The following is a 19,610-nucleotide window of genomic DNA, read 5'->3' as shown; positions in this document are numbered from 1 at the left end:
TGCCTGGCAGTGGGACGGGGTTTTTTGCGTCCTGGCCCCAACTGGGTAGCAGCAGGTGTCGTTATGAGCCCTCATAAGGACACCTGCTGCTACTTACATCGGGTCCGAGATGTCGGCGACGACGGCGCCGAGGGCGGACGTGAGGGCGTCGGCGTCAACGAAGGCGCTGTAGCCATGGGCGCCGGCGCCCATCGATATCCGCCGCCCCGTGATGGTGGCGTCGGCGTACACGGGCCACGGGCTTGTGCTCCCCAGAGGGGTGATGGTGCCGCGTTCGTAGCCGGTTGCCTCGAGGGCGATGTCCGCCGGCGGCAGGGACAGCTTGTTGACGCCTACCAGCTGGCGCAGCTTCGGCCAGGAGATCTGCCGGTCGCCGGGTACCAGGGCGAACAGGAATGTCCCGTCCTTGTGCTTCACCACCAGGGATTTGACGATGTCAGCCGGCGTGATGCCAAGGATTCCGGCGGCCTCTTCGAGGCTCTTCGCCGCGGGCCGTTCCACCACCTCCACGTGGAGGCCGCGGGCTGAGGCGTCGGCCAGGAACCGTTCGCGTCCGACGCCGTCCGTTCCGTTTGCGGTATGGCCCGCCATCAGTCGCGGTAGAGCAGGAGCGCTTCGCCCTGCCCTCCTCCGCCGCACAGGGACACCGCCGCTTTGCCGGTTCCGCGCCGCTTCAGCTCATGGGCAGCATGCGCCGCGAGGCGTGCTCCCGAAGCCCCGATGGGGTGGCCGAGGGCGATAGCGCCGCCGTGGATGTTGCATTTCTCCAGCGGATAGTCGAGGTCCTTCAACGACTGCACTGCCACGGACCCGAACGCTTCGTTGATCTCGATGAAGTCGAGCTCCGCCGTGCTCCAGCCGGCCTTCCCCAAAGCGTTCCTGATGGCGTTCGAGGGCTGCGAATGCAGCGAATTGTCCGGCCCGGCCACCTGGCCCGGCTTACCCACCACGGCGAGGTATTCCAGCCCGTGCTCTTCGGCATAGGCCCGCGACGAGAGCACCAGGGCCGCAGCGCCGTCGGAAAGGGGGGAAGAGTTTCCCGCCGTGATGGTGCCGTCGGTGACGAAGGCGGCCCGCAGCCCGGCCAGAGACTCCACCGACGAATTGGGCCGGACACCCTCGTCGGTGTCCACTACCACGGGGTCACCCTTCCGCTGCTTGACGCTGATGGCGACGATCTCGTCGTCGAACGTTCCGTTCTTGGCGGCCAGCGCCGCACGCTGGTGGGACTGGGCCGCAACATTGTCCTGTGACGGCCTGTCGATACCGAGGGCGAGGTTGCCGGTTTCGGTGGACAGGCCCATTGACTGGCCGTCGAAGGCATCGGTGAGTCCGTCATGGGCGGCCACGTCGAGCGCCTGGATGGAACCGTAGGTCCAACCCTGGCGCGACCCCGGCAGGATGTGGGGTGCCCGGGTCATCGATTCCTGGCCGCCGGCCACCACCACTGCGGCTTCGCCGGCGCGGATCATCCGTGCTGCGTCGATGACGGCGGTGAGCCCGGACAGGCATACCTTGTTGATGGTCACAGCGGGAACGTTCCAGCCGATGCCGGCGGCTATGGCGCTCTGGCGGGCCGGGTTCTGGCCCGCCCCTGCCTGCAGGACCTGGCCCATGATGACCGCTTCCACGTCGCCCACCGCAGCGCCGCTGGCGTCCAGGGCAGCGCGGATGGCGTGCGCGCCAAGGTCCACCGCAGTGAAGCTGGCCAGTTGCCCGTTGATCCGCCCCTGCGGGGTGCGGACTGCTGCAAGGATGACAACGTCGCTGTTGCCGGGGGAGTTGCCCATGGTTATCTCTTCCGATCTCATCCGGTGTAAGCCACCAAGGGTATCGTGACCCTGGTCACCCATCTATTCAAACGCGGCGGTACCCGTGTGCATTCCGGAACTGCACCGCCGCCTCTTTGCCGCGGCAGTCGGCAGCGGGCAGGGGGAGAGGTCCCCATAGCCGGAATGTGCACGACGGCGGCAGCATGCGTAGGGTGGACGGCGGAACTTATGCAGGGGGCAGCCATGCCGCACCCGGGACGGACGGAGCAATGACAGTGAAGAAGATCCTCGCCCTGGCAGCGGTTGTTGGCGTCGCCGGGCTGACTGGCTGCTCGGTGTCGGCTCCTGCGCCTGCCGAAACAGCCGATGCGGGCCAGTCCGCCAGCCCGGCTCCCAGCAGCACCTCCAGTGCCGGTGCCGGTCCGTCGGCATCCTCCGCCGCGTCCGGCAGCGCCAAGGAAGCCTGCGAACGCTTCAATTCACTCTTTGCCGACTACGCCGCTGTGCCCTCCGGCGACGCCAACGGCTACGAGGACATTTACCTGGAGGCAGAGGACGCCAAGGACACAGTCAGCGGCGACCTCCAGGGCCTCTTCGCCTCACTCAGCCTCCTGGCCATAGACCATTCCAGCGCGGCAGAAAGCGGCGGTGAGCCCGCGCAGGCTTCCAAGGACGCCGTCCGTGACGCGGTGTTTGCCAACTCGGGGACATGCTCTGCCGAAGGCGTGACGCTCAAGCTTTAGCCGTCCGCCGGGACCCGGAAGCGGCGGAAACGGGTGCTTGCAATCCTGCGCGAAGTGGGGTAGACACTTAGGTTGTTTTGCCGTATCGTAGATATTTGCGTCTTCCCTGTTTACCTTCAGCCTTCATATAGCGGTGGGCTTTGCCTGGCAGCTGGCAATCAACGTGCCGTCGATACGTCACATCACAGCCAGCCGGGCCCCGGGTCATATAGCGGAACCGGATGGTAGCGCTGCGGATTAACTTCTGCAGGGTGCACAGCGGGGGAGATCTGAAAACGCCTGAAGGTCTGTGGAAGGATCCCTCTTGGTCGCCTCGAGCACCTCTAATAACGAAACCGCTAACACCGCCGACAGCACTGATGGTGCCACTCGCCGGCTCTCATTCGCAAAGATTCACGAACCCCTTGATGTTCCGAATCTGCTTGCCCTGCAGACGGACAGCTTTGACTGGCTCGTCGGCAACGAACGCTGGCAGGCACGCGTAGCGAAGGCCGTCGAAGAAAACGATCTCAGCGTCGCTACGACGTCCGGCCTGTCGGACATCTTCGAAGAGATCTCCCCGATCGAGGATTTCCAGGGCACCATGTCCCTGAGCTTCTCCGATCCGGAGTTCGCTGACCCCAAGTACACCATGGCCGAATGCAAGGACCGGGACGCTACCTACTCGGCTCCGCTGTACGTCAAGGCCGAGTTCATGAACAACAACACGGGCGAAATCAAGCAGCAGACCGTGTTCATGGGCGACTTCCCGCTGATGACCGAGAAGGGTACCTTCGTGGTCAACGGCACCGAGCGTGTCGTCGTCTCCCAGCTGGTCCGTTCGCCGGGCGCCTACTTTGAGCGCGCCGCTGACAAGACCAGTGACAAGGACATCTTCACGGCCAAGATCATCCCGTCCCGCGGTGCATGGTTTGAGCTCGAGATCGACAAGCGCGATCAGGTCGGTGTCCGCCTCGACCGCAAGCGCAAGCAGTCCGTCACTGTTCTGCTGAAGGCCCTCGGCTGGACCGAAGGCCAGATCCTCGAAGAGTTCGGCCAGTACGACTCCATGCGCGCGACGCTGGAGAAGGACGCCACCGAAACGCGCGAAGACGCCCTGCTGGACATCTACCGCAAGCTGCGTCCGGGCGAGCCGCCCACAGTCGAGGCTGCCCAGTCCCTGCTGGACAACCTGTACTTCAACTCCAAGCGCTACGATCTGGCCAAGGTTGGCCGCTACAAGATCAACCGCAAGCTGGGCATCGACCGCTCCCTTGGCGACAAGGAAGCCTCGGTCCTGCACGTTGAAGACATCGTTGCCATGATCAAGTTCCTCGTTGCGCTGCACGCCGGCGAGAAGACCATCAAGGGCACCCGCGACGGCCAGGAAGTGGATCTGCGCGTCGAAATCGACGACATCGACCACTTCGGCAACCGCCGCATCCGCGCCGTCGGCGAGCTCATCGAGAACCAGGTCCGCACCGGCCTGTCCCGCATGGAGCGCGTTGTCCGCGAGCGTATGACCACCCAGGACGTCGAGGCCATCACGCCGCAGACCCTGATCAACATCCGCCCCGTCGTGGCAGCCATCAAGGAGTTCTTCGGAACTTCGCAGCTGTCGCAGTTCATGGACCAGAACAACCCGCTCTCGGGCCTGACCCACAAGCGCCGCCTCTCGGCCCTTGGCCCCGGTGGTCTGTCCCGTGACCGCGCCGGCATGGAAGTCCGTGACGTGCACCCGTCCCACTACGGACGTATGTGCCCCATCGAAACTCCTGAAGGCCCGAACATTGGCCTGATCGGGTCGCTGGCATCCTACGGACGCATCAACCCGTTCGGCTTCATCGAGACGCCGTACCGCCTGGTCAAGGACGGCGTCGTGTCCGACGACGTCCAGTACCTGACGGCCGACGACGAGGCTGAGGTCCTGATCGCCCAGGCCAACGCGCCGCTGGACGAAAACAAGCGCTTCGCTGAAGAGACCGTCCTGGTCCGTGCCCGCGGTGGTGGAGGCGAGCCCGTTCTGGTTCCCGCCGCCGACGTCGAGTTCATGGACGTCTCCCCGCGCCAGATGGTGTCCGTGGCTACGGCCCTGATCCCGTTCCTCGAGCATGACGATGCCAACCGTGCACTCATGGGTGCCAACATGCAGCGCCAGGCCGTGCCGCTGGTCCGTTCCGAAGCCCCGTTCGTGGGTACCGGCATGGAGCGCGCCGCAGCCGTCGACGCCGGTGACGTCACCATCGCCAAGAAGGCCGGTGTGGTCACCGAGGTCTCCGCCGAGCTGGTCATCATGCTCAACGATGACGGCACGGAAACCAACTACCGCATCAACAAGTTCGCACGCTCCAACCAGGGCAACTGCTACAACAACCGCGTCCTGGTTAACGAAGGCCAGCGCCTGGAGGTCGGCGGCATCATCGCTGACGGCCCGGCAACGGACCAGGGCGAGCTCGCCCTGGGCAAGAACCTGCTCGTGGCATTCATGTCATGGGAAGGCCACAACTTCGAGGACGCCATCATCCTCTCGCAGCGCATCGTTGCCGAGGATGTCCTTTCCTCCATCCACATCGAGGAGCACGAGATCGATGCCCGCGACACCAAGCTTGGTGCCGAGGAAATCACCCGTGACATCCCCAACGTGTCCGAGGAAGTCCTGGCAGGCCTGGACGAGCGCGGCATCATCCACATCGGTGCCGAGGTTGAAGCCGGCGACATCCTGGTCGGAAAGGTCACCCCGAAGGGTGAAACCGAACTGACCCCGGAAGAGCGCCTGCTGCGCGCCATCTTCGGTGAGAAGTCCCGCGAAGTGCGCGACACCTCCCTCAAGGTGCCCCACGGCGAGTCCGGCACCGTCATCGGTGTCCGCGTCTTCGACCGCGACAACGACGACGAGCTGCCCCCGGGCGTGAACCAGCTGGTCCGCGTCTACGTGGCCGCCAAGCGCAAGATCACCGACGGCGACAAGCTCGCCGGCCGCCACGGCAACAAGGGTGTTATCTCCAAGATCCTCCCGATCGAGGACATGCCCTTCCTTGCCGACGGCACCCCCGTTGACATCGTCCTGAACCCGCTGGGTGTTCCGGGCCGTATGAACGTGGGCCAGGTGCTCGAAACGCACCTCGGCTGGGTTGCCAAGACCGGCTGGAAGATCGAAGGTGAGCCCGAGTGGGTCAAGCAGCTGCCGAACCTGCCCCGCGAGAGTGGTCCCACCACTGTTGCAACGCCGGTGTTCGACGGTGCCCGCGAAGAGGAAATCACGGGCCTGCTCGATTCCACCAACGTGACCCGCGACGGTGACCGCCTGATCAACTCCTCCGGCAAGACCCGCCTGTTTGACGGCCGCTCCGGCGAGCCGTTCCCGGATCCGATCTCGGTCGGCTACATGTACATCCTGAAGCTCCACCACCTGGTGGACGACAAGATCCACGCCCGCTCCACCGGCCCGTACTCCATGATCACGCAGCAGCCGCTGGGTGGTAAGGCACAGTTCGGTGGCCAGCGCTTTGGTGAAATGGAAGTGTGGGCCCTCGAAGCCTACGGCGCCGCTTACACGCTCCAGGAACTCCTCACCATCAAGTCCGATGACATCCACGGCCGCGTCAAGGTCTACGAAGCCATCGTCAAGGGCGAGAACATCCCGGAGCCGGGCGTTCCCGAATCCTTCAAGGTCTTGATCAAGGAAATGCAGTCGCTGTGCCTGAACGTGGAAGTGCTTTCCACGGACGGAACCACAATTGAAATGCGTGACTCTGATGACGCAGTCTTCACGGCTGCGGAAGAACTGGGCATCGATCTGTCTCGCGCAGAGCCCAGCTCCGTAGAAGAGGTCTAGCAGGCCCGGTCCGACGGCGGGTGCCCACCCGCCGTCGGACCTGACCTCCCTCATTCGTCAAGACTTCAGAATTTAGAGAACAAGAGAGAACAGGGACCATATGTCCAGCGAATCCTCCTTCGGCCTCATGCAGATCGGCCTCGCCACCGCGGAAGACATCCGTGGCTGGTCTTACGGCGAGGTTAAGAAGCCGGAAACCATCAACTACCGCACGCTCAAGCCCGAGAAGGACGGCCTCTTCTGCGAGAAGATCTTCGGCCCGTCCCGTGACTGGGAATGCTACTGCGGCAAGTACAAGCGCGTGCGCTTCAAGGGCATCATCTGTGAGCGCTGTGGCGTCGAGGTCACCCGCGCCAAGGTACGCCGTGAGCGCATGGGCCACATCGAGCTCGCCGCTCCCGTCACCCACATCTGGTACTTCAAGGGTGTTCCGTCCCGCCTGGGCTACCTCCTTGACCTGGCTCCGAAGGACCTTGAAAAGGTCATCTACTTCGCTGCCTACATGATCACCAGCGTTGACGAGGCTGCCCGCCACGAGGAACTGCCCAACCTGCAGGTTGAGCACGACATCGAGAAGAAGCAGCTCATCGACAACCGCGACGGCGACATCGCTGCTATCGCCCGCGACCTCGAAGGCGAAATTGCCCGCCTTGAGGGCGAAGGCGCCAAGGCTGCCGACAAGAAGAAGGCCCGCGATTCCGCCGACCGCCAGATGGCCAACGTGCGCAAGCGCGCCGACGCCGACATCGAGCGCCTCGAGCAGGTCTGGGACCGCTTCAAGAACCTCAAGGTTGCCGACCTCGAAGGCGACGAGGGCCTGTACCGCGAACTGCGTGACCGTTACGGCATGTACTTCGAAGGCTCCATGGGCGCCGAGGCCATCAAGAAGCGCCTTGAGGGCTTCGACATGCAGGCCGAATCCGACCTGCTGCGCGACATCATTGCCAACGGCAAGGGCCAGCGCAAGACCCGTGCCCTCAAGCGCCTGAAGGTGGTCAACGCATTCCTGACCACCAACAACAGCCCGCTCGGCATGGTCCTCGACGCCGTCCCGGTGATCCCGCCGGAACTGCGCCCCATGGTCCAGCTGGACGGTGGCCGCTTCGCGACCTCCGACCTCAACGACCTGTACCGCCGTGTGATCAACCGCAACAACCGCCTCAAGCGCCTGCTTGACCTGGGTGCTCCGGAGATCATCGTCAACAACGAGAAGCGCATGCTTCAGGAAGCTGTTGACAGCCTCTTCGACAACGGCCGCCGCGGCCGTCCGGTCACCGGACCGGGCAACCGTCCGCTGAAGTCCCTGAGCGACATGCTCAAGGGCAAGCAGGGCCGTTTCCGCCAGAACCTCCTCGGCAAGCGCGTCGACTACTCGGGCCGTTCGGTCATCGTCGTCGGCCCGCAGCTGAAGCTGCACCAGTGCGGCCTGCCCAAGCAGATGGCCCTGGAGCTCTTCAAGCCGTTCGTGATGAAGCGCCTGGTTGACCTCAACCACGCACAGAACATCAAGTCGGCCAAGCGGATGGTTGAGCGTTACCGCCCGCAGGTGTGGGACGTGCTCGAAGAGATCATCACCGAACACCCGGTGCTGCTCAACCGTGCACCCACCCTGCACCGCCTGGGTATCCAGGCGTTCGAACCGCAGCTTGTGGAAGGCAAGGCCATCCAGCTTCACCCGCTGGTTTGTGGTGCCTTCAACGCTGACTTCGACGGTGACCAGATGGCAGTACACCTGCCGCTGAGCCCCGAGGCGCAGGCTGAGGCGCGCATCCTGATGCTGTCCTCGAACAACATCCTGAAGCCGTCCGATGGACGCCCGGTCACCCTGCCTTCGCAGGATATGATCATCGGCCTCTACCACCTGACCACCAAGCGGAAGGGTTCAGCCGGCGAAGGCCGCATCTTCGGTTCGGTATCCGAAGCCATCATGGCGTTCGATGCCCGCGACCTGCACCTGAACTCCCAGGTCAAGATCCGCCTCGAAGGCTTCGTGCCCTACTCCGGTTGGGAAGCTCCCGAAGGCTGGGAGCAGGGCCAGCCCGCAATCGTGGAAACCTCCCTGGGCCAGGTTCTCTTCAACGAGACCCTGCCCGCGGACTACCCCTGGGTTGAGGCTGTAGCGGACAAGGGCGAACTGTCCAGGATCGTCAACGACCTCGCTGAGCGCTACCCGAAGGTTGTTACCGCGGCAACGCTGGACAACCTGAAGGATGCCGGTTTCTACTGGGCCACCCGTTCGGGCGTCACGGTTGCCATCTCCGACATCGAGGTTCCGGCTGCCAAGCCTGAGATCCTCGCCGGTTACGAGGAACGCGCCGCCAAGATCCAGGGCCAGTACGACAAGGGCCTGATCGACGACGACGAGCGTCGCCAGGAGCTCATCGAGATCTGGAACAAGGCCACCAACGACATCGCCGCGGTGATGCGTGAAAGCCTGTCGCCGATGAACACCATCAACCGCATGGTGTCCTCCGGTGCACGTGGTAACTGGATGCAGGTCCGTCAGATCGCGGGTATCCGTGGCCTGGTGGCCAACCCGAAGGGTGAGATCATCCCGCGCCCCATCAAGTCCTCCTACCGTGAGGGCCTGTCGGTGCTGGAATACTTCATCGCCACGCACGGTGCCCGTAAGGGCCTCGCCGATACCGCCCTGCGTACCGCCAACTCGGGTTACCTGACCCGACGCCTGGTGGACGTCTCGCAGGACGTCATCGTCCGTGAAGAGGACTGCGGCACCGAGCGTGGCCTGGTCACGCCGATCGCCGTCGCCGACTCCAACGGCGAGCTGGTCCTGGACGAGAACGTCGAGAACAGCGCTTACGCACGTACGCTGGCTGTCGACGTCGTGGACTCCGAGGGCAACGTCCTCGCAGCTGCCGGCACCGACTGCGGCGACGTCGTTATCGACGAGCTCTTCAAGGCCGGCATCACCGAGGTCAAGGTCCGTTCGGTCCTTACCTGTGAGTCCAGCGTTGGTACCTGCGCCCTGTGCTACGGCCGTTCGCTGGCCACCGGAAAGACCGTGGACATCGGCGAGGCCGTGGGCATCATCGCCGCACAGTCCATCGGTGAGCCCGGTACCCAGCTGACCATGCGTACGTTCCACACCGGTGGTGCAGTGTCCGCCGGCGGTGGCGACGACATCACCCAGGGTCTGCCCCGTATCCAGGAGCTCTTCGAAGCCCGTACTCCGAAGGGTGTTGCACCGATTGCCGAAGCAGCCGGCCGCATCACCATCGAAGAGTCCGAGCGCCAGATGCGCCTGGTCATCACCCCGGATGACGGAACGGAAGAGATCGCTTACCCGGTCCTGCGCCGTTCACGCCTGCTGATCGAAGACGGCGACCACGTCACCGTTGGCCAGAAGCTGATCAACGGTCCGGTGGATCCCAAGCAGGTCCTGCGCATCATGGGTCCGCGTGCAGCACAGAAGTTCCTGGTGGACGAAGTGCAGGGCGTGTACCGCAGCCAGGGCATCGGTATCCACGACAAGCACGTCGAGGTTATCGTTCGCCAGATGCTGCGCCGCGTCACGGTCATCGAGTCCGGCGAATCGGACCTGCTTCCCGGCGAGCTCGCCGAGCGCAGCCGTTTCGAGGATGCCAACCGCCGCGTTGTGTCCGAGGGCAAGGCACCGGCATCCGGACGTCCGGAGCTCATGGGCATCACCAAGGCGTCGCTGGCCACCGAGTCCTGGCTGTCCGCAGCTTCCTTCCAGGAGACCACCCGCGTCCTGACGCAGGCGGCCATGGAAGGCAAGAGCGATCCGCTGCTGGGCCTCAAGGAGAACGTCATCATCGGTAAGCTGATCCCGGCCGGCACGGGTCTCCCGCGCTACACCGAGGTCACCGTGGAGCCCACTGAAGAAGCGAAGGCCAACCTGTTCACCGGCCCCAGCGCATTCAGCGACTTCTCGTACGACACCCTGGGCGGTGACGGAGCCCCCGAGTTCCACGCCATCCCGCTGGATGACTACGATCTGGGCAACGACTTCCGCTAAAACGGCAGTTAGTCCCTCTTAAGGTTGGGCCCCGCACTTTCGAGTGCGGGGCCTGTCCCGTTAACCGGGCTTTGCGCCCGGTTACCGGGGGCAGTCGAAGACGACGGCGGCGGGCCGCTCCCGCCGTCGTCCGCCTTACACCCGATTAAGGCCCAGGATCAAGCCGTGCTAGAGTTGTCTGTAATTGTTCTGTGTGGCAGTGGATGAAGGCCGCCGCAGCATCATTTTGGTTTTGTTCTCATGATGCTGGGTGTGAGCTTGTTTCCGGGTTGCGGGTAAGGTGCGCAACGAATGCCACGCTTTTGCACGCCTAGGCAAGATTCGAGCCGCCAAGGCTGCAGGGACAACGCCAAAACCGGAGCAGAGACGGCTGACGCCTGAATGTACCGGTAGAGATCAAACCAACGGAGAACACGAGAGTGCCTACGATTAACCAGCTGGTCCGCAAGGGCCGCACGCCGAAGGTCAAAAAGACCAAGGCTCCTGCCCTGAACGGCAGCCCGATGCGCCGCGGTGTTTGCACCCGCGTTTACACCACCACCCCGAAGAAGCCGAACTCGGCTCTGCGTAAGGTTGCACGTGTGCGCCTTAACGGTGGCGTTGAAGTTACCGCTTACATCCCCGGTGTTGGCCACAACCTGCAGGAGCACTCCATTGTGCTCGTTCGCGGTGGTCGTGTGAAGGACCTCCCGGGTGTCCGCTACAAGATCGTCCGTGGCGCCCTCGATACCCAGGGTGTGAAGAACCGTAAGCAGGCCCGCAGCCGCTACGGCGCAAAGATGGAGAAGAAGTAATATGCCTCGCAAGGGTCCGGCCCCCAAGCGGCCGCTCGTTCAGGATCCCGTTTACGGCTCCCCGCTGGTAACCCAGCTCATCAACAAGGTGCTCGTTGACGGCAAGAAGTCCACGGCAGAGCGCATTGTCTACGGTGCCCTCGAAGGCGCACGCGCCAAGTCCGGCGGCGACCCCGTAGCAGCACTGAAGAAGGCCATGGACAACGTCAAGCCTTCGCTTGAGGTCCGCTCACGCCGCGTCGGCGGCGCCACCTACCAGGTTCCGGTTGAGGTCAAGCCGGGCCGCTCCACCGCACTTGCCCTGCGGTGGCTGGTTGGCTACTCCAAGGCCCGCCGCGAAAAGACGATGACCGAGCGTCTCCAGAACGAAATCCTGGATGCGTCCAACGGTCTCGGTGCCGCTGTGAAGCGTCGCGAAGACACCCACAAGATGGCCGAGTCCAACAAGGCCTTCGCACACTACCGCTGGTAATACTCCCCGGACGCCGCCGGCTCAACCGAGCCGGCGGCGAACGTGTAGTCCATCCCAAAAGGAGACCCCGTGGCACAGGACGTGCTTACCGACCTTAGTAAGGTCCGCAACATCGGCATCATGGCCCATATTGATGCCGGCAAGACCACCACCACCGAGCGCATCCTGTTCTACACGGGTGTGAACCACAAGATTGGCGAAACGCACGACGGCGCTTCGACCACTGACTGGATGGAACAGGAAAAGGAACGCGGCATCACGATCACGTCGGCCGCCGTGACCTGCTTCTGGGAAAACAACCAGATCAACATCATCGACACCCCCGGCCACGTGGACTTCACTGTTGAGGTTGAGCGCTCCCTGCGCGTCCTCGACGGTGCCGTTGCTGTCTTCGACGGCAAGGAAGGCGTTGAGCCCCAGTCCGAGACCGTGTGGCGCCAGGCTGACAAGTACAACGTCCCGCGTATCTGCTTCGTCAACAAGATGGACAAGCTCGGCGCTGACTTCTACTTCACCGTAGACACCATCGTCAGCCGCCTCGGCGCCAAGCCGCTGGTCATGCAGCTGCCCATCGGTGCTGAGAACGACTTCATCGGCGTCGTGGACCTGCTCTACATGCGCTCCCTGGTCTGGCCCGGCGATGCCAAGGGTGACGTCACCATGGGTGCGAAGTACGAGATCCGCGAGATCCCGGCTGACCTCCAGGAAAAGGCCGAAGAGTACCGCGCAGCGCTCGTTGAGACCGTTGCAGAGTCCTCCGAGGAACTCATGGAGAAGTACCTTGAAGGCGAAGAACTCACCGTCGACGAGCTCAAGGCCGGCATCCGCAAGATGACGATCAACTCCGAGCTCTACCCGATCTTCTGTGGCTCCGCATTCAAGAACCGCGGCGTCCAGCCGATGCTCGATGCAGTTGTCGACTACCTGCCGAACCCGCTCGACGTCCCGCCGATGGTCGGTCACGACCCCCGCGACGAAGAGAAGGAACTGACCCGCAAGCCTTCCGCTGACGAGCCTTTCTCCGCACTGGCCTTCAAGATTGCTGCGCACCCGTTCTTCGGCCAGCTCACCTTCATCCGCGTGTACTCCGGTCACGTGGAAGCAGGCGCCCAGGTGGTCAACTCCACCAAGGGCAAGAAGGAGCGCATCGGCAAGCTCTTCCAGATGCACGCCAACAAGGAGATGCCCGTTGAGGGCGCCACCGCCGGCCACATCTACGCTGCCATCGGCCTCAAGGACACCACCACGGGCGACACCCTGTGCGACTCTGCAAACCAGATCGTGCTTGAGTCCATGAGCTTCCCGGAGCCCGTGATCTCTGTCGCCATCGAGCCGAACACCAAGGGTGACCAGGAGAAGCTCTCCACGGCCATCCAGAAGCTCTCCGCTGAGGACCCCACCTTCCAGGTGTCCCTCAACGAAGACACCGGCCAGACCATCATCGCCGGCATGGGCGAGCTGCACCTGGACATCCTGGTGGACCGCATGCGCCGCGAGTTCAAGGTCGAGGCAAACGTGGGTAAGCCCCAGGTTGCCTACCGCGAAACCATCAAGCGCGCCGTCGAACGCCACGACTACACGCACAAGAAGCAGACCGGTGGTTCGGGCCAGTTCGCAAAGATCCAGATTGCGATCGAACCGCTGGACACCGCCGAGGGCGAGCTGTACGAGTTCGAGAACAAGGTCACCGGTGGCCGTGTTCCGCGCGAATACATCCCGTCTGTTGACGCTGGTATCCAGGATGCCCTGAATGACGGCGTCCTGGCCGGTTACCCGGTTGTGGGCATCAAGGCCACGCTGGTTGACGGCGCGTACCACGATGTTGACTCCTCGGAAATGGCGTTCAAGATCGCCGGCCGTATGGCTTTCAAGGAAGCCGCACGCAAGGCGAACCCTGTCCTGCTCGAACCGCTGATGGATGTTGAAGTCCGCACCCCTGAGGAATACATGGGTGAAGTTATCGGTGACATCAACTCCCGCCGTGGCCAGATGCAGTCCATGGAAGATGCACAGGGCGTCAAGGTCATCCGTGCGCACGTTCCGCTGTCCGGCATGTTCGGCTACATCGGTGACCTGCGTTCGAAGACCCAGGGCCGCGCTGTGTACTCCATGACGTTCAACAGCTACGCGGAGGTCCCGAAGGCTGTCGCCGACGAGATCATCCAGAAGAGCCGCGGCGAGTAGTCCGTACAGGGCACTTAAAGCGAATACCTCGGGTGCGCAGCCGGAAACGGACAGCGCAGCCGGTGCAGGTGGCCGGGGCCGGTGGGACCCATCCCGGTGAAGCCGGCTCCAGGCCATCTGCACGAACAGGCTCAGGGGATTAGTATTAGTTCCTGAATCTGCAATTTCACCAATCCAAAGCCCCCAAGTAGACTTGCCTGAGTTTCTGCCGCGAAAAGCGCGGTTGAAGGGCAAGCCATTTGAAATCGTTCTAGGAGGAACCTGTGGCAAAGGCAAAGTTCGAGCGGACTAAGCCGCACGTCAACATCGGCACCATCGGTCACGTTGACCACGGTAAGACGACGCTGACGGCCGCCATTTCCAAGGTGCTGTACGACAAGTACCCGGATCTCAACGAGAAGCGCGACTTCGCGTCTATCGACTCTGCTCCCGAAGAGCGTCAGCGCGGTATTACCATCAACATCTCCCACGTGGAGTACCAGACCGAGAAGCGCCACTACGCACACGTAGACGCCCCCGGTCACGCTGACTACATCAAGAACATGATCACCGGTGCTGCCCAGATGGACGGCGCAATCCTCGTGGTTGCTGCTACCGATGGCCCCATGGCTCAGACCCGCGAGCACGTTCTGCTCGCCCGCCAGGTTGGTGTTCCCTACCTGCTGGTCGCGCTGAACAAGTCCGACATGGTTGATGACGAAGAGCTCCTCGACCTCGTCGAAATGGAAGTTCGTGAGCTGCTCAGCTCGCAGGGCTTCGATGGCGATGAGGCTCCGGTTGTTCGCGTTTCCGGCCTGAAGGCCCTGGAAGGCGACCCGGTTTGGGTCAAGTCCGTTGAGGACCTGATGGCAGCTGTCGACGAGTCCGTTCCGGACCCCGTACGTGACCGCGACAAGCCGTTCCTGATGCCGATCGAAGACGTCTTCACCATCACCGGCCGTGGCACCGTTGTTACGGGCCGCGCCGAGCGTGGCACCCTCGCCATCAACTCCGAGGTCGAGATCGTCGGCATCCGCCCGGTCCAGAAGACCACGGTTACCGGTATCGAGATGTTCCACAAGCAGCTCGACGAAGCATGGGCCGGCGAGAACTGTGGCCTGCTGCTCCGTGGCCTGAAGCGCGACGATGTCGAGCGTGGCCAGGTTGTCGTCAAGCCGGGTTCCATCACCCCGCACACCGACTTCGAGGCCAACGTCTACATCCTGTCCAAGGACGAAGGCGGACGCCACAACCCGTTCTACTCGAACTACCGCCCGCAGTTCTACTTCCGCACGACGGACGTTACCGGCGTTATCACCCTGCCCGAGGGCACGGAAATGGTTATGCCCGGCGACAACACTGAGATGACCGTTGCGCTCATCCAGCCGATCGCTATGGAAGAGGGCCTCGGCTTTGCTATCCGCGAAGGCGGCCGCACCGTTGGTTCGGGACGCGTCACAAAGATCATCAAGTAACTCTTGCTGATCACCGGATAGCCGGGATTATGTCCCGCTAATCCACAGAAGGCCCCGCTGCAGTGTGCAGCGGGGCCTTCTTTTGCTACCGTTAATCCAGTCAATGGATAAATCGCAGGACTCCTGCCACGTTCCTCCTGAAAGGCCAACTCATGCCGGACGATTCGTACGAGGCAGGCTACCGGGCCGGTCACTTGCAGGGTTGGCTGGACGCCATGGCCAAGATGGCGGAGCCCCAGGCGACGGAATCTACGTTTGCGCCGCCCGGACGGGTGCAAGCCCCAGCCCCGGCTTCGGCGGAGGGGCCGACGTTCGCCCCGCCGACGACGGTTACGGCTTCGACGCATCGGCCCGCCTCCGCACCTCTGCCGGACTCCGCTCCGCCGGCCCGCCGTGTGGCACGTCCACAGCCCGTGCCCGTGGGAGCCGTTGCCACCCCGCGGCCAAAGCCCACCACCCAGCCCGTGCCATACCGCGGTTACGCCGATGGTCCGGCCCGGCCGGCAGAATCAGCTGAAGAGGTGGCAGCGCGACGGGAACGGCGCGACCGCCAGAACATCAATATCACGCTGTATGTGGCAAGCCTCCTGCTCGTTGCCGCAGCTGCCCTGTTCGTGGGAACAGCACTGCCGCCGATGATGAGGTTCGCAGGGGTTTGCTCTGTGGCGGCCCTGTTCTACGGTTCCGGATTCATCCTGCACCACCGGGTCCCGCGCCTGAAACCTGCCGCGGTGGCTTTCACTGGCACTGGACTGGCCCTTGTCCCGGTTATCGGCCTGGCCCTTTACAGCTTTGTCTGGCAAAACGGGCCGGCAGCGTGGCTCGCCACCTCGCTCGTAGGAACCCTGGCGTACATTGCTGCTGCCCTCCGGCTGGAGAGCCGCGTATTGGCATATCTGTCGCTGACCTTCCTTGTCTCCACTGCGTGGTCGGGCATGGCTGTCCTCGGCGCCGCCCTTGTCTGGTACTTCGTGGTGCTCATCGCTGTGGCGGTCGTGTTCACCCTGCTGAGCCTGGTTAGGCCGGGTTGGCTTCCCCCGCTCTTCCTGCGGCCTTTGGTAACTGTCCACCCCGTCGTCGTACCGGCCGTTGCCGTGGCTGCCACGTTCCTCCTGCGTACCAGCCTGGCCGAGTACGCATTGATTCTCGGGCTCAGCGGTGCCTACTTCGCCACCATGGCCGCCGTTCCGGGAGCAAACTTCAGGCTCCGTAACTTCTATGCGGCCCGTGTTGCGCTGACGGTTGCCGGCACTGTGGCTGTCCTGGAAATCACCGACACTGCAAGGGGCGCACTGCTGGCCGCCGGCGCACTGCTCGCCGTGCAGGCCATCGGTGTTGCCGTTAGTGGTCGCAGACTGGAGGCCTGGTTCGGTCCCCGCCGGCCTGACGGGGCAAAGGAACCGCCGGCTGCGGCCGCCGCGAATCCTTCCCCGAACGAGGCATTGGCGCCACGTTGGCGCGCCGACGTCGTGGTGACCCACCTGGTGCACTGGGCGTTGACGGCAGCGTTTGCGGGCAGCACGGTGCTGCGCGGCATTGCCGGTACATGGGTGCCTGACGCAGGAGCGATTCCGCTGTGGGTACCGGTCCTGCTGCTGCTCCTGACGAGCTTTGCCATCGCAGTGCTGCTGCGCCGGGCGGCGGAGTACCTTCCGTTTGCCGGCATTGCCTTGGCGGGAGTTGTCAGCCGGGTAATGGGGGAGTGGGACTTCGCCCTTATGGTGTTGCTCACCGCGTTCTTCTGGCTGGTGCGGGGTCTCCGTGAAAGCGGAACGCAGCGGCAGCTCCTCCTCTTCAACGCCAGGATCGCAGGCACGGTTGCCGTACCCGCCGTGACGGCCGCCTTGACGGAGGGGCGCATTCAGGCGTCTGCGGTGTGGTTCAGTGTTGTGGCAGCAGCGGTGGCACAACAGTTGTTGTCCGCGTGGCTGCAGCGCGCGAGCCGCAAGGAGTTTGCACCCCAAGCTACGCTGATTGGCTTCTCTGTTCTTGGGACGGTGGGGGTCGCTGTTCTCCACGCCGTGGACACTTTCCCGGGACAATCGCTGACGTGGAGCGGGATTCTGCTGCAGCTCGGCGCAGCAGTAGCCATGGGCCTGCTGCTGGTACCGCAGCCGGGCGGGCAGTCCGCCTGGAGTCCACGCGCAGGGGAAGTGGTGCCCCTGGTGCTGGGAAGCGTGATGGTGGAGTTCGCATTCCGGTGGATTACACCGGATGCCGGGAACATTGCCCTGGCCGTAGTGGTGGCATACCTGGCAGTCACAGGGCTTCGGCTGCGGGCCCGGCTGCGCCGTTGGGGATATTGGTGGCTTTGCCGCATTGCCGCCACATTGCTGGCGCTGACGCTGTTCGACCGGCTGGTGGGCTCCGCGGGCGCGCCATCTATAGGCGGCGCAACTCTTGACCCCGCCACCGTGCTGGTTGCGGTGTTGGCCGTCCAGATGGCCGTGGTGCTGGTGTCGTTCCGGCTTGGACGTTCTCCGCGTGGCGTAGCCGTGGATGCAGGAGTGGTTCTCGCGGTTCAGATCATCGGGTGCCTGATGCTGTGGCCGTTGTCGGAGGGAAGCTGGCAGCATCTGGTCGTTCCCGGCGTCACGGCGTTGTCCTCGGTTGCTGCCGGGCTGCTGTTGCGGGGGCAGCGGGGCTCCGGGCTGTTCGCACCGGCCGCGTTCCCCGTCCTGGTGGGACTGTCCATCACCAACCTGACCCTGGTCGAGGTGTTGCTGGGCATCTTTGCTGCCTTCGCAGCGGTGATGGTGGCAGCGGCTGCGCGGGCTGTGGAGAAGGGCTGCTACTTTATTGCAGCGAGGGTACTTACCGCTGCCCTGGCCGTGGTCCTCAGCTACGACGTATCGGCCTCCCCGGACGTTGTGTCGCTGACCTTTGCCGGCGTTCTGGCCGCGCAGCACGCCGTCCGGTGGCTGATGCGCTTCCGCCTTCAGGAGGTTCCTTTTCAGCAGGTGGCAGTGTGGATCACCCTCGCGGGCCAGACTGCCCTTCCACTGGCCTACTTTGGCCGCTATGGAGCAGCCGGCACCGGTAGCGAACGCTGGATTCTCCTGGTGGAGTTGGGGCTGGTTCTTGTTTCGGGCGTCGTTGCCAGGACCCTGTTCGCGGCGCGCGGCGCACTCTACTTCGCAGCCTATGCCCTGTTGGGCGGAGTGCTGGCACTGAGCCCGCTTGTGGCGCCTGCAGCGTCCGCTGTGCTGGGCTACACCGGAGTGGCACTTCTATTGCTGGCCCTGGCGCTTGCAGCCGCAGCGGCCGGAGTACTGTGGTCCCGTCGGATGCCGGCCCCCTCCGGAACTGAGCGCTGGCTGTGGCTGGCGGCCGCACTGGGGTACAGCCTCAGTGCGCTGGTCCTCGCTCCGCAGGCCGATGAGTGGATTGCCGGATTCGCGGTCCTGGTGCTTGCCGCTGTCCTCTTTTGCGCCTCCCACGTTGAGCGGGCCGGGGGCCTGTACGCGCCGGCGTCGGCTGCTGTCCTGGTGGGAACGTTCATGGTGGTCCGGGAAGCGGCGGGCGGACATACGGACCTATGGGCGGCCTATGCGCCCTGGATCGGTGCCGGCGCGGCGGGAGCGGGACTTTACGGCCTGCGCGTGGCGAGGTCCGCCAAGCTCGCAGCCGACCCCCTGCGCAGATGGTCCCTCGCTGGCGCCGCGTTGGCCGGGCTCGCCCTGGCCGCAGTTGCGGGTCTACCTGCAGACACCACGGCCTGGGTTGCCGCCACCGCGCTTGCCGGGGCGGCAGGTATCTGCATCGCCGAAGCCCCGGCAGGACTTCGCCGGGTGGTATCCGAGGCAGGTGCTGTGGTGGTGATGGCCGGAGTGCAGCGCGCGGCGATTTTTGAACTGGACGGCCGCCGGAGTTTCGGCTCCGGTTTGCCCGATCCCTTCTGGGCGGCGCAGTGGTACGTGGTGCTTGGGGCGGCCCTTGCGTTCCTTCGCTACCGCTCCGGACAGCCCAAAGCCGGGCGCGGGATCGCCCTGTCGGCAGCCGTCCTGCTCACCCTGACGGGGGTAGGAACCGTGTTCGGCGGCACTGCCGGGCAGCAGCTGTGGCTCCTGGTGCTGCTCGCTGTACTGCTAGTCGGAGGGCTTTTGGCCGGTGAGAAGATCTTTGTCAGGTGGGGTGCGGCCGGCGTTGCCGCCTGCATTCTTTGGGCGATGCGGGGGTACACGTTCGTACTCCTGGCGCTTATCGCCGTCGGCCTGATTGCCTTTGCCGTATGGCGGTTGAACCGAAGCGCCGGCCCTGGGGCTGAGGACGCTGCCGCACCGGCTGGTCCCTCAGCGCCTCCAGTGCCTTCCGATGCGGGGAGCGACACCGGCAGCAACGCCCAGGCCAGGAAAGTGCCCTGATACTGTTGCAGCA

The 19,610-nt window shown here is 64.0% G+C and carries 10 protein-coding genes; 8 read left to right on the top strand and 2 right to left on the bottom strand.

Annotated elements, in window-relative coordinates:
• Positions 1–93: 93 nt before the first annotated feature.
• Together ACHL_RS13635 and ACHL_RS13630 are read right to left on the bottom strand one after the other, a co-directional pair.
• On the bottom strand, positions 94–591 hold the full coding sequence (locus ACHL_RS13635) for an aminoacyl-tRNA deacylase (RefSeq protein ID WP_015937862.1): 498 nt from the start codon (positions 589–591) through the stop codon (positions 94–96).
• A complete protein-coding gene (locus ACHL_RS13630) occupies positions 591–1,790 on the bottom strand; it encodes an acetyl-CoA C-acetyltransferase (protein WP_015937861.1) in 1,200 nt (399 codons plus the stop codon). Before ACHL_RS13630 ends, ACHL_RS13635 begins: the two co-directional genes overlap by 1 nt.
• 251 nt (positions 1,791–2,041) lie before the next feature.
• Between ACHL_RS13630 and ACHL_RS13625 the strand changes: the two genes are divergently transcribed.
• The 8 genes from ACHL_RS13625 to ACHL_RS13590 all read left to right on the top strand — a co-directional run bounded on the left by ACHL_RS13625 (position 2,042) and on the right by ACHL_RS13590 (position 19,597).
• Complete coding sequence (locus tag ACHL_RS13625; protein ID WP_015937860.1) at positions 2,042–2,515, top strand: hypothetical protein; 474 nt, start codon at positions 2,042–2,044, stop codon at positions 2,513–2,515.
• Positions 2,516–2,819: 304 nt separating this feature from the next.
• Positions 2,820–6,329 (top strand): DNA-directed RNA polymerase subunit beta, encoded by a 3,510-nt coding sequence (rpoB, locus tag ACHL_RS13620; RefSeq protein ID WP_015937859.1) that lies wholly within the window; start codon positions 2,820–2,822, stop codon positions 6,327–6,329.
• A gap of 100 nt (positions 6,330–6,429) precedes the next feature.
• Positions 6,430–10,329, top strand: a complete 3,900-nt coding sequence (locus tag ACHL_RS13615; RefSeq protein ID WP_015937858.1) for a DNA-directed RNA polymerase subunit beta' — start codon at positions 6,430–6,432, stop codon at positions 10,327–10,329.
• Between the two features lie 419 nt (positions 10,330–10,748).
• Positions 10,749–11,123 (top strand): 30S ribosomal protein S12, encoded by a 375-nt coding sequence (rpsL, locus tag ACHL_RS13610; protein ID WP_011692814.1) that lies wholly within the window; start codon positions 10,749–10,751, stop codon positions 11,121–11,123.
• A 1-nt stretch (position 11,124) separates the two neighbouring features.
• Positions 11,125–11,595 carry a 30S ribosomal protein S7 gene (gene rpsG, locus ACHL_RS13605; RefSeq protein ID WP_013601837.1) on the top strand — a complete coding sequence of 157 codons (471 nt, stop codon included), beginning with the start codon at positions 11,125–11,127 and terminating at the stop codon, positions 11,593–11,595.
• A gap of 69 nt (positions 11,596–11,664) precedes the next feature.
• A complete protein-coding gene (gene fusA / locus ACHL_RS13600) occupies positions 11,665–13,779 on the top strand; it encodes an elongation factor G (RefSeq protein ID WP_015937857.1) in 2,115 nt (704 codons plus the stop codon).
• A gap of 263 nt (positions 13,780–14,042) precedes the next feature.
• Entirely contained in the window at positions 14,043–15,233 is a 1,191-nt protein-coding gene (gene tuf / locus ACHL_RS13595; RefSeq protein WP_015937856.1) for an elongation factor Tu, read from the top strand.
• Between the two features lie 419 nt (positions 15,234–15,652).
• Complete coding sequence (locus ACHL_RS13590; RefSeq protein WP_208858416.1) at positions 15,653–19,597, top strand: hypothetical protein; 3,945 nt, start codon at positions 15,653–15,655, stop codon at positions 19,595–19,597.
• Positions 19,598–19,610 lie beyond the last annotated feature (13 nt).

Origin of the sequence: Pseudarthrobacter chlorophenolicus A6 (genome assembly GCF_000022025.1) — a bacterium.
Classification (GTDB): domain Bacteria; phylum Actinomycetota; class Actinomycetes; order Actinomycetales; family Micrococcaceae; genus Arthrobacter; species Arthrobacter chlorophenolicus.
Note: the sequence above shows the minus strand (reverse complement) of the source record. Positions and strands in the feature narration are given on the sequence as shown.